Origin of the sequence: Brevibacillus sp. AF8, from assembly GCF_021270385.1 — a bacterium.
In the GTDB taxonomy this organism is placed as follows: domain Bacteria; phylum Bacillota; class Bacilli; order Brevibacillales; family Brevibacillaceae; genus Brevibacillus.
The window spans coordinates 1-11914 of record NZ_JAGQDN010000034.1; the positions used below are offsets into that span (position 1 = coordinate 1).

General features: G+C 48.0%; 10 protein-coding genes. 5 read left to right on the plus strand and 5 right to left on the minus strand.

All coding sequences use genetic code 11. From position 1 onward, the window contains the following. Positions 1-138 precede the first annotated feature (138 nt). From KB186_RS27240 to KB186_RS27250, 3 genes are all read right to left on the minus strand, one after another. Positions 139-825: a class I SAM-dependent methyltransferase gene (locus tag KB186_RS27240; RefSeq protein WP_173611217.1), complete on the minus strand. Its 687-nt coding sequence runs from the start codon at positions 823-825 to the stop codon at positions 139-141. A gap of 130 nt (positions 826-955) precedes the next feature. Beyond that, positions 956-1681 (minus strand): hypothetical protein, encoded by a 726-nt coding sequence (locus KB186_RS27245; protein ID WP_232774755.1) that lies wholly within the window; start codon positions 1679-1681, stop codon positions 956-958. A 13-nt stretch (positions 1682-1694) separates the two neighbouring features. Continuing rightward, entirely contained in the window at positions 1695-2324 is a 630-nt protein-coding gene (locus KB186_RS27250; RefSeq protein WP_173611219.1) for a YczE/YyaS/YitT family protein, read from the minus strand. 121 nt (positions 2325-2445) lie between these two features. On the opposite strand from KB186_RS27250, the gene KB186_RS27255 reads away from it, so the two are divergent. The 3 genes from KB186_RS27255 to KB186_RS27265 all read left to right on the plus strand — a co-directional run bounded on the left by KB186_RS27255 (position 2446) and on the right by KB186_RS27265 (position 4983). Next, complete coding sequence (locus KB186_RS27255; RefSeq protein ID WP_221868367.1) at positions 2446-3429, plus strand: LacI family DNA-binding transcriptional regulator; 984 nt, start codon at positions 2446-2448, stop codon at positions 3427-3429. 83 nt (positions 3430-3512) lie between these two features. Beyond that, the gene (locus KB186_RS27260; protein ID WP_221868366.1) at positions 3513-4382 is read left to right on the plus strand and encodes an AraC family transcriptional regulator; all 870 of its coding nucleotides are present in this window, start codon (positions 3513-3515) and stop codon (positions 4380-4382) included. Between the two features lie 106 nt (positions 4383-4488). Beyond that, positions 4489-4983: a GNAT family N-acetyltransferase gene (locus KB186_RS27265; RefSeq protein WP_173611222.1), complete on the plus strand. Its 495-nt coding sequence runs from the start codon at positions 4489-4491 to the stop codon at positions 4981-4983. Between the two features lie 324 nt (positions 4984-5307). Here KB186_RS27265 and KB186_RS27270 read toward each other — a convergent pair whose 3' ends face one another. Further along, positions 5308-7404, minus strand: coding sequence for a sigma-54 interaction domain-containing protein (locus KB186_RS27270; RefSeq protein ID WP_232774756.1), 2097 nt, complete (start codon positions 7402-7404; stop codon positions 5308-5310). 217 nt (positions 7405-7621) lie between these two features. Here KB186_RS27270 and KB186_RS27275 point away from each other — a divergent pair, with 217 nt between their 5' ends. Together KB186_RS27275 and KB186_RS27280 are read left to right on the plus strand one after the other, a co-directional pair. After that, positions 7622-8755: a M20 peptidase aminoacylase family protein gene (locus KB186_RS27275; RefSeq protein WP_232774757.1), complete on the plus strand. Its 1134-nt coding sequence runs from the start codon at positions 7622-7624 to the stop codon at positions 8753-8755. Positions 8756-8785: 30 nt separating this feature from the next. Next, positions 8786-10198, plus strand: a complete 1413-nt coding sequence (locus KB186_RS27280; RefSeq protein ID WP_232774759.1) for a YfcC family protein — start codon at positions 8786-8788, stop codon at positions 10196-10198. A gap of 99 nt (positions 10199-10297) precedes the next feature. On the opposite strand, the gene KB186_RS27285 is transcribed toward KB186_RS27280, so the two are convergent. Continuing rightward, positions 10298-11656, minus strand: a complete 1359-nt coding sequence (locus tag KB186_RS27285) for a TrkH family potassium uptake protein (protein WP_232774761.1) — start codon at positions 11654-11656, stop codon at positions 10298-10300. Positions 11657-11914: the final 258 nt, after the last annotated feature.

Below are 11914 nucleotides of genomic sequence, written 5' to 3' on the forward strand. Positions count from 1 at the left end.
CTAATCGGTCGAGGACTTATCCACACATTCTTAGCAATCATGCGTATTCAGTTTTCAGGGAATGAGATAGCCATCCGAGCAGGATGGCTTTTTTGTGTGTTTTTATTCCATGTGGGGCTTCCGTTGGCCTTTTTGCAATCATACCTCCAGCCACCAAATCCCCGCGCATTCCGGCAAAGTTACTAGCTTCTCTACAACGACTTTGTCCGCAAGTTCATCTCCAAAGAAAAATCTTGCTAGCCGTTCTGCTTCTTCCAAGTTTGCAAATCGATAGTCCAAGCGAATCCATTTGTGAGAGAAAACGTATTTGCTTTCTAACAAGGAATAATACTGCGTAAGAAATTCGGGTGGATGAGGTGTTTCATATCCAGTCCCCATCGTCTCCATGATGACGATCGTGCCACCAGGACGAAGCACGCGCTTCATCTCCAGAATGATCTTTTCAAGATTGAGCTCGTTGTTGGGAACTTCAGAACTGGTGAGGTAACAGACCGTCCACCCTGCTACGATGACATCCGCGCTGTTATCGTCCGCGGGAATATTTCGATGATCCGCTACGCTGGTTTTCCAATTGGAAAGACCGGCTTGCGTCAGCTGTTGTGTATTCACTTCTAGCATGGAAGCGGAAGCATCCAGAGCCAGAATGGAATTGGCATGAGGGGCAAGCACAGACGTAAGTCTACCTGAGCCAGCTCCCAGATCGATCACGTCCTGTCCTTTGATAGGGGTGATTTCTTCGATGACAGCGAGCAGACTAGGTTGTCTGGAAATCATCAAATTGTACTGTTCCGCTTGAGTTTTGTAAATTTGTTCGTGGTTTGGCATCGTTCATCCTCCAGTTACTTGATCGTACTGGAAAATATGGTAAAGCCTCACGCCACGTGAAGGTCAAGAGATAGAAAAAAGGATTCCGCCTGCAAGTCTTATGAGCGACAGGGGAATCCTTCTTTTTCATTTAGGAACGGACAGAAATTAAATCTTTCGCCAGCGCTACCATCTGATCATGAAGGGTAGGGTCCAGTAGATTGCTTCCGGCGTGGTAAGCGAGATGATACAGAATTCCATCATCATAGAACTCCATCTCATGGGCGTTTGTGACGATCAGATTTACTGCGTGATTTTTATCATCATATTTGTAAAAGTTATACACATAAGAGCTGTTTGTCGTAATGATATGATGATAGAAAGTGATATCGTCGGTCAATGGCTCGACGCGCATGACGTTCCCAAACGAATCCAGTCCAGAAGCAGATGGCTTCACATGGGCCAAGGGGTTTTCATCTGTCTCCGTCATACGTACGATGAAGAAGTCTTGCGAAAGTGGTACTTCGTTATCCTGCGCGTATGTCAGCTGTAGCTGGTGTCGTATTTCTTTTTCGGAGCCTGAGGAGAATGAGACGAGATAGGCCAACTCTTTTTCGACAGGAAAAGGCAGCTTCGTTTTATCCAGTTGCTTGATGCGGCTTTGGAGAGACGAAGGCAATAGCGGTGTTATTTCCTGAATACTCATCGGCTGGTAATGCGTCACGTTTTCAGGACCTTGGGTCAGTCTGTGAATTTCGCTCTGGGCAAAAACATCTCCGCCAGCTTTTACGAGACCAGTGGAAGAGGAGCAACCGCCAAGCAATAGAAACAGGCTCACTGCAAGCGAACACACAGCTTTTGGTCGAAAATTTCTCAAGGCTTTCCTCCTATTATGCCTCCGCCCCCTTCGTTTGATTGACGAGACGAAGCATTTTATTCCCGACGTTGATTGCTGCTTGAATAATGTAGCCAGTCGTAAACGACAGCACGACTGTTCCGTAATAAATCGGGCCATCTAACAGGAAGCTTGCGCTAAGAAACATGCACGCCAGCAAAATTTCTGTCCGTCTGAATGTCCACTTTAATCTTTTCGACATAACCAGTACAAATGCCTCTTGGGGAGCAGTGCACACTTGCGTACACACATACAACCCGATACCGCTGCCAATGCAAATGTTTCCGAGTGCCATGGTCAGAAGCGGCGGCAATGAACGGATAGCAGCCATGAGCCCATCGATGGACCCAATCAAATCGACAAAGACGGAGATCAGCACCATGACCAAAATGGCACCGACAGAAATATAACTGCGATCCATGAAAAGGACGATGATGACAAAGGTCAGGTTAATGGCAAACATCCAGAAGCCAATCGATATCCCGAAGTTTTGATACAGAGCAATAAACAGAGAATCATACGGGCTAAGACCAAAGGATGTAATGGTCGTCATCATGTTGATCCCGAGCGCCAAAATCAATAAGCCTACGATAAACAAGAGATATTCAAATTTTAAGCGAATCACAAAACACGACTCCTTTCATTCTACATAAGGAGAGCATAAGATGTGGAACGCTTTTCAGAGCAAGCGGAATGTGTTTTGATGTATGTAATTAGTACTGATCCGACTTCGAGGAGTAATCTGAGTGGCTAACATAAGAGAAATCGCAAAATTGGCAGGTGTATCCGTTTCAACCGTTTCCCGTGTGCTAAACAACCATCCGTACGTGAATGAGAAAAAACGCGCGGAGATTCTCAAGATTATTGAAGAACAAAATTATGTTCAAAACAGTAATGCGGTGCACCTTTCTACCGGAAAAACGATGGTCATCGGTGTGACATTGCCTCTCGTCAATAACCAATACTACAGCTCCATTATTGAAGGGATAGCAGCAGAAGCAGCCCAGCATCATTACAAGCTGATGGTGTGCCAAACGAATAACAATCCCGAGCAAGAACGCAGCGTTTTACACTTGCTCAAAAATAAAAAAATCGACGGGCTCATCATGTGTTCCAGATCCAGCTCTTGCGAAACGCTCAATGAATACGCAGGATACGGACCTATCATCACGTGTGAAGCAAATGATACCACATCTGTTTCGAGTGTTCATATCGACCACTATCAAACGTTTCTGATCGGGATGGAGTATCTGATGAAGAAGGGGCATCGCCGGATCGGGTATTGCATCGGCAGAAAGAACAGCTTTAACAGTCAGCATCGCAAACGTGCCTATTACGAAAAGCTACATTCGATTGACGTGACACCCTCTCCTGAGTGGTCATTTGAAGAGTGTTTAACGATCCAGGACGGCAAGGATGTCGTGAGGAAATTGCTGCAATCAAAAGAGCGGCCGACAGCAATGATCGTATCGTGCAATCATATAGCGGCAGGGATCATCAAAGAAGCCAGCAGATGGGGGATTCGCGTACCGGAAGACTTAGCCGTAGTCGGTTGCGATGATCAGCCAATCGGAGAATTACTAGAGATCACCACTGTATCCAGCTCCAGCATGTCGATGGGAAAATACGCATTTGAGATGCTCCATGAGCGGATTTGGACACAGCAGTTGGATGGGAAAAAGGAAGAGAAGGAACTGTCGCCCGAATTGGTAGAGCGGCTGACGACGTAAAGCCAGAAAGATAGCACAGTTGATCAAAAAAACGCTCGAGATCTCCCTCATAATAAAGAAAAAATAGGTGAAGGAAGTCAAAGATGGACACGTACAAGCGGATTCAGGACGCGATTGATTTTGTAGAAGAGCATCTTCAGGAAGAAATGAACATCACAGATATTGCTTCACGGGCGCATTTCTCTGCGTTTCATTTTCAGCGGCTGTTTCAGGCAATCTCAGGCTTCAGCGTACAGGAGTACATTCGCAAGCGCAGGTTGTCGGAAGCTGCACTTGCGCTAAAACAGACAAGTGACAATGTGCTCGAAATTGCTGTGGCCTACCAATACCAGTCGCAGGAAGCATTGACTCGCGCTTTCGAAAAGCAGTTCGGGATTACACCTGGAAGATATCGCAAAGAAAATCATTCGCTGCCTTATCTAGCCAAGATGGACTTCTTGGCCTTTCGCCAAACGATCAAAGGAGAGATCACGATGAACAAACCGACGATCACGACATTGGATGAAATTTTAATCATTGGGCGCAGATACCGAACGAGTTTGCAGGAGGAAAAGTATTTCACGGACATCCCGGGCTTCTATCAAGCGTTTGGCAGCAATCAAGATTTTTTGCGGATTCCCAATAAAGCGGCGGCAGACATGTCGTACGGAATCTCCTGCGAATTTGAGGATGACGGTAGCTTTTCCTTTGTTGTAGGAGAGGCTGTGCATGGCTTTCCAGAAGAACTGCCTGAGGGCTTCATTTCACTTGCGCTGCCTTCGGGGAGATATGCGGAGTTCAAGGTGAACGGGGAGGTCGATCTTGTGCAAAACACACGCAGGTACATTTACGGGACGTGGTTGCCGAATTCGAATTACGAGAGAGGCGAGGGACCCGATTTCGAAGTGACAGATGTGTGGGGCTCTCGTTTCCCAGATGCGATAAAGATGAGCATCTATATTCCGCTAAAATAGCCACTGGCTCGCGAATTTTACATGACCTTCACACGCCATCCATTCCAGCTTTATACCTGTTTGCTATAGTGTAAATGTAAGAGCGAATGTACAGGAGGCGGGTAGGGTGGAAGTGCGGATTGAGCGCGTCGTAAGAGATGATTTTGCGGAAATGATTACGTTGGCGGATATGACATTACCCGATCGAATGAACTTGCATGAGCTGAAAAAGTATATGGAGCTGTTTCCTGAGCTGATTTTCAAGGCGACATACAACGGCCAGCTCATCGGTTTTAGCTGTGCCGGAATTGATATGTATCAAACGACTGGCTGGCTTCTGTTCAGCAATGTGAGCAAGGAGTTCCAAGGGCAAGGCATCGGCAAGCGGCTAATCGAAGCCAGACTGCAAGCCCTGCGCCAGTTTCCAACACTTCGTACCGTGCAGGTTACGGTGAGTGAAACGAATGCATCCTCTATTCGTGCGCTGTCTGCCTATGGCTTCCGTTTGGCTCATGCTGAGCAGGATTACTACGGGCCGGGCAAGCATCGGAATTTGATGGAGCTGCCTATTTTGCCTATGATTCAACCAGAAAAAATAGAGACGTCCATTGTGACTACTTAGATGGATTCATGAAAAAAGCGGAGGAGCTAAAATCTTGCCGCTTTTTTGTTTTTCATATACTGTATCGATGCCGTAGTGGAGGGAAGAAGTGCATTTCCAGTCTGCGCTTCGGCCTACGCCCCGCAAAGGGGATTGACTGGCCGCTCCGAAATGAATAGCGGGAGCGCTTCAAACGTTGAAGTTTCGAGGAAGTATCTCATAAGTGAAGCTGAAATTCCCCTCTATTCATTTCTACGCTGGGTAGGGCTCCAGAGGCGCTTGGACTGGAAATGCACTTCTTCCTACGTGGCTTCGGTCTCCACAATCGTAGGAAGACAACAATAATTACCGCTTCGTAGCAATCAGCAAAGTAGCTAACACCTGCTGCCCAAACGCAGTAATCTGCGTCCCTTGCTTCTTAACCCCAATCGAGACGCATCCAGCTCGATCTAGCACGGTCAGCTTGTGTCTGATTTGGGCTTCAGTCATGGAGGGACCCTCCATTCTCGAGAGCAGGGCACTGCGTCCAATCCGTTCCTGACGCTGATAGCAATCGGACAGTACTTGCAGGATCGCCGCGTAGTCTACCAAGGAGCCTTGCCTGGATAAATACCGGATTGTATCTTCCAGCTTATCATCCCGGTGAGAGAGAAGTGGCTGAGTAGAGACATGCCCCGCAAAAAAACGCTCTGGCAAATGAGACAGCTCCACCTGATTCCCCTCTGCGATGACGACTGCATAGTGAATGAAATTTTCCAGCTCGCGAATATTGCCTGGCCAATCGTAACGGAGTAGCTGTTCCGTCACTTCTCGTGAGAAGGACAGACGCTGCTTTTTTTTCTGCAAGAAATAATCGATCAGCACCAAAATATCATCGGGACGATCACGCAGGGGCTGGATGTGCAGAGGCAGAACGTTCAGTCTGTAATACAAATCCTCGCGAAATGTCCCTTTTTTGACCATTTCCATCAAGTTGCAATTCGTAGCCGCGATGACGCGGACATTGACTGGAATGACCCGATAGCCCCCTACGCGCATGACCTGCTTTTCCTGGAGAACGCGAAGCAATGACGCCTGAATGCTAAGCGGGGCATCCCCAATCTCGTCCAGAAAAATGGTTCCGTTGTGAGCCAGCTCGAATAGCCCCATCTTTCCGCCTTTTCGTGCCCCTGTAAAAGAACCCTCCTCGTACCCGAACAATTCGCTCTCTACCAAGCTCTCGGTCAGCCCTGCAAAATTGACGGGGACGAACGGACCGTCACGGCGCGTCGAGTGTTGATGGATGGCTTGGGCAAAAACTTCTTTCCCGGTTCCGTTTTCCCCTGTAATGAGAATCGTAAAGTCACTTTCGGCAAGTTTGGTTGCGACTCGCTTGTTGGCCTGAATAGACGGGCTTTTGCCGATGATATTGTCAAACGAGTACTTGGTCATCAGTCCGAGATTGGCACTCTTCGTCCGTATTTCCTGTTCGATCTGCTGTACCTTCGTCACGTCCTGAAAGGTAATGACAGCGCCAAGAAACTGATCATCCAAGAACGTGGGAATCTTGGTAACCAAGAGGTACAAATCGCGGTATTCCAATACTTGCTTCGTTACTTCTGTGTGTGATTCGACTACTTCCAGAATAAGAAATTCGGGAATGACTTCTGCTACATTTCGCCCGATGCAAGTTGCTTCAGTCATATGCAAAATTTTCTCGGCTTCCTTGTTCAGCACAGTGATATTCCCTGCGGCATCTGTACCAATAATGCCTTCATGAACGGCATTTAAAATGGAGCTTAGCTTTTCATTCAGCTTCCGTTCATTGTGTACCGAGTTGGTCAGCTTGCGCCCGATATGGACGAAATCACTGATGAAGTCAGCCGTGTACAGGTTTGCCTTATCTGGAGACAGATCAAGCAGGCGCGAAATATCAAAGATCGTCGTCAAATCCAAAGGGCGGTGCCCCAACTCAATGATGTTTTCGAAATGAGCAGGAATCAGCTCCCTGAGCCCATGACAGACAGCGACATCTATTTGGTCTTTTTCAGGGAGCGGAGTCTCGGTATCGGGTACGTAGGGTACAAATGTCAGATGAGAGAATCCGAGATGAAACAGTAGCTCAATCGCGCCTTCTACCATTTCGATAGAGTTGGAAACAAATAGACAGCGCGTTCCTGGAGGCAAGTCCATGAGTTGATCCAATTTGTTAATGTCAATCGTACGCCTTGCTAGCAGCACGGGGATGTCTGGTTGAGGAACTGGCTGATCTTGCAAAAGACTGGTATCAGAAACAAGGATGAGATCAACTTCATCGTACACACTCGGGTGAAGCCGTTCTTGCATGTGGTTTCGAATGATGGCCAAGCGGTTTCCGAAAAAAGACGTGAGCGTGTTTGCAAACAGCAAGCTGATCGTCTCCAGCCTGGTCATCAACAAGATACATGGTTTCTGTTTTATCATGATGCGACTCCTTTATATCTGCCGAAAAGCTTTTAGATTTGGGTGAAAATATTGGATCAGATATCCGTAAAAACAACCTATATTATAACCTAAAAATACTTAATTGTTCAGAAATGCTTAACTTTTATAACAATATGGTTTTGGCACAAATCTTGCTATACATTCGGTAGAGCAAACCAGATACTAGAGATAGACATCAGGGAGGATGATGAATCGGATGAATCCGTTCTTATACATGGACGAGCATCGCGACGGAATAGTGCGAACATACAAAGATTTGCATCAATTGGCGGAGCCGAGCTGGCACGAGGAGAAAACGGCGAGATATTTGCGGGGACGCTTGGAGGCGGCTGGTATTGCCGTCACAGGCTTCGAGGGGCACCACGGCTTTTATGCGGAGATTCCTGGAGAGAGTGCTGAGATCGTGGCATTGCGCGCGGATATGGATGCACTTGTGCAGGAAGTGGACGGCGTGGTGAGACCGAATCACTCATGCGGACACGATGCTCACTCGACACTTGCTCTCTACAGTGCCCTGGCTATTCAAGCAAGCGGGGTGGTGCCGCCGAAAACGATGCGCTTTCTATTCCAGCCTGCTGAGGAGAAGATGGGCGGAGCCTTGCAGATGATGAAGGATGGTGCCCTCGAAGGCGTGACAAAGCTGATCGGCGTCCATCTGCGCCCGGAAATGGAAGTCCCGTATGGCAGCGCTGCTCCAGCGATTTTGCATGGATCGTCTAGCTCCATCAGAGGGACGATTACAGGTCTACAAGCTCACGGAGCACGTCCGGCCCTCGGAAAAAATGTCATCGAAGCCGCTTCGTTTTTGGTTCAGGCGTTGCAAAACATTCGTTTGGAAGATGGATGCTCTTTTTCCGTGAAGATGACCCAATTGCAAGCAGGGGGAGAAACGGTGAATGTCATCCCTGATCGAGCGACCTTTAGCCTCGATGTACGTGCACAGTCCAATGAAGGCATGGCCGAATTACGGAGAAAAACCGAGCATGCCATGAGTCAGACAGGGGCTTTGATGGGCATGGATGTCGAGTGGGAATGGTCGGGAGTCACACCCGCTGCGGTCGCCAATGCGAGCATGATCCAAGTAGCGCAAAAGGCAATTGGGCAAGTGCTGGGTGAGGACAAAATTGCCGATATATGTGTAACGCCAGGCGGAGAGGACTTCCATTTTTACGCGATCCACCGCCCTGAGCTGGCTACCACGATGATTGGTCTGGGGTGTGGGCTCACACCTGTTCTGCATCATCCACAGATGACTTTTCAGACGGATGCCTTGATTTATGGGGCAAAAATCATGACAGCTGCGATTTATGAAGCAGCCCAACATTCTTAGAGAAGCGCTACACACGCAGGGGGTTACCTTATGACAGAGAGCAAGCAACTAAAAAAGAAAAGCTTACTTCGGCTAGACGCCTACGTCCTTTTGTTTTGCATTTTACTCCTATGTGCGTTGGCTACCTATGTGGTCCCGACTGGAGAATTTGAGCGTGTAAAAAACGGCAATGTTACCACGGTTGTACCGGGTAGCTATCATGCGGTGGAGCCAAATCCTACGGGTTTTATCGAGTTTTTTACCGCGATCCAGACAGGGATGGTCAAAGGGGCGCCGATCATCTTCCTCGTTTTGTTCACAGGCGGTGCTTTAGCTGTTTTGGATAAGACAGGTGCACTCAACGCAGCGATTTTGACTATGGTCCGAAAACTGGGACATAGAGAGTGGCTGCTGGTTATTTTGATCACTTCCGTCTTTTCCGTACTGGGTACGTTGGGTGTGATCGTCAACTCCGTCATTGCATTCGTTCCACTCGGCATCATGATTGCGAGAGCGATGAAAATGGATGCAATCTTCGGTGTGGCTCTGATTTATCTGGGGGTGTATGCCGGATTTAATACGACAATCGCTTTTCCGGGAACACTGGGCTTGTCCCAAGAAATTGCGGAGCTGCCGCTGTTTTCGGGTATCGGATACCGCACCATCATTTATGTTACGTTTGTGACCGTTACCATCCTGTACATCGGGCGTTACGCGCGTAAGGTTCGTCAAAACAACAGTATCTTGGAGGGTGAGCTCTTTCCTTCCGATAGTGGTTCAACCACGATGGAAGTAGACACGAAAAATGTTGATTTTACTACTCGTCACAAATTGATCCTTGCGTTTACGGGGATCGTTCTGATTGGTTTTATCGTCTGCACGATCTTGTTCAAATGGGACGTAAACGAGATGTCCGGAATCTTTATTTTTATTGCGATCGGGGTAGGCTTGCTCAACAAGATGAGTGGCAACGATATCGCCAAAACGTTCTTAAAAGGCTGTCAAGGGCTGATTTATGGGGCTTTGATTGTCGGTATGGCACGTGCGGTCACGGTCATTTTGGAAGATGGGAAGTTCCTCGATACCATCGTGTACGGGCTTGCTACCGTTCTGGAGCCGCTTTCCCCGATGGCTGGGGCAATTGGGATGTTCCTCGGAAGCGCCGGGCTGCACTTCTTGATTTCGTCCGGTTCAGGTGAAGCCGTTATGTTGATGCCGTTGTTGGCACCATTGGCTGACCTGATGGGCATTACGCGCCAGGTAGCAGTCGAGGCACTGATGCTCGGAGAAGGTGTGGTCAACTGCATTAACCCGACCTCAGGTGTTCTGATGAGTATTTTGGCGATGAGTGGCATTTCTTACGGCAAGTGGCTGAAGTTCATGCTTCCACTCACAGCGGTATGGACAGTCCTCTCCATCGTATTTATCGTGATCGGGGTCCTGATTAACTGGGGCCCGTATTAATCCAACATTCGATGACAAGAAAGACCTGTCCTCTGCCAGCTTTCTGATGCTAGAAAAAAATCCCCCAACGGCTACTAGCTTTGGGGGATTTCCTTTTCTCTATTGACCAATGATAATGCGTTCTTTCGGATAATGGTAGCGTACGATTCGGTCATTGCGCTTCAAGAAGAGGAGCAAATTGATAATCCCGATACGTCCGATCATCATCGTAATAATCAGAATGAGCTTGCCGCCTATGCCCATCTGAGCCGTTATCCCGGTAGACAATCCGGTCGTACCGAATGCAGAGCAGACCTCGAACAAGACGTGCTGGAAAGGTAAATCCTCCAGCCAGACGAGCAGCATGACCGCTGTGAACACCAGGATGATCGCGATGAAAAAGACAGTGAAGGAGCGCTGAATGTCCTCATCAACGAGTTCTCTTCCGAACACCTTTACTTCCTTGTAGCCACGCATGTTGGCAAAAACCGAGGCAATCAGGACGAAGAACGTCGTGGTGCGTATCCCACCGCCCACGCTGCTCGGCGAGGCGCCAATGAACATCATCCCGGAGAGCATGATGAGTGTTGTGGTCGACAAGAGGCTGATATCCATCGTAGCCAAGCCGCCGCTTCGCGAAGAGACGGAGTGAAACAACGAATAGAACAACATTTCATGCCAGGTCTTATCGGCTAAAAACTGATTTCGTTCAAAAACGAAAATGAGCAGGGCACCAATGGCGATCAAGGAAAAGAACGTCAGTGTTGTAATCTTGGTGAAGAGCGAAAAGGTGAAACGCACTTTTGCACGGCGATAGGAAAAGTACGTTCTCAGTTCCACGAGGACGGGAAACCCGATCGCTCCACAAATAATCAAGATCATCACGATAGTCTGAAACACATAATCGTGGGTAAAGTCGAGCATGGAGTTTCCGTGCAGGTCAAACCCGGCATTCGTAAAAGCACTGACAGAGGCAAAGTAACCGTGGTAGAACGCGGTGTACCAGTCGTCGTAGTAGCCGGCGTAAATAAAATGACTGCCTAACAGGATGGTTCCCGCTAGCTCGATCAAGAGTGCAATCACGAGAATATTGCGCATCAGGTCGACCAGACCGGACAATGTGGAGCGGTTGTGGTCCGTCGCGATCCAGATGCGCTGTTCCAGACCGATTTTTTGGCCCATGAGGATCCAAATGAACGTTCCCAGTGTCATGATTCCGACCCCACCAACCTGGAAGAGCAACGTAAGAAAGAGAATCCCCCACTGGTTGAAAACCTCATGAATCGTAATGACAGTCAGCCCGGTAACGCTGATGGCACTCGCCGCGGTAAACAAAGAGTCAATAAAAGAAAGAGAGGCTCCCGGCAAATGAAAAAACGGCAATGACAGAAGAAACGCTGAGATCAGAATGAGCCCAACGTAGGCGAACACGATGATTTGAACAGATGTCAATCGACGCTTTTGATTGGATGATAACAAAATAAATGGCCTCCTGAATAAGCTTCATGAGGATTATCATACCAAATAAATGAAGGGAAGCAAAAGCACGGAAAAGATCAGTTGACAATGTATCCGCAATAATGGTAAAGTTCAGAAGTATTTATTGGAAATTCAAAATATTAATGGAAAGGTGGGCTAGTCATGAAAAGAATTGTACGCATGGGTCATCCATACAAGGGCATACATGACGTAACCCCACCATTGATACGAGCGTAGTATCGTTTTTTTGATCTCGTT

Bases quoted from the DNA above. Each gene is read 5' to 3' on its own strand.
- KB186_RS27240 (WP_173611217.1), bottom strand. From the start codon at position 825: ATGCCAAACCACGAACAAATTTACAAAACTCAAGCGGAACAGTACAAT.
- KB186_RS27260 (WP_221868366.1), top strand. From the start codon at position 3,513: ATGGACACGTACAAGCGGATTCAGGACGCGATTGATTTTGTAGAAGAG.
- KB186_RS27270 (WP_232774756.1), bottom strand. From the start codon at position 7,404: ATGATAAAACAGAAACCATGTATCTTGTTGATGACCAGGCTGGAGACG.
- KB186_RS27275 (WP_232774757.1), top strand. From the start codon at position 7,622: ATGAATCCGTTCTTATACATGGACGAGCATCGCGACGGAATAGTGCGA.
- KB186_RS27280 (WP_232774759.1), top strand. From the start codon at position 8,786: ATGACAGAGAGCAAGCAACTAAAAAAGAAAAGCTTACTTCGGCTAGAC.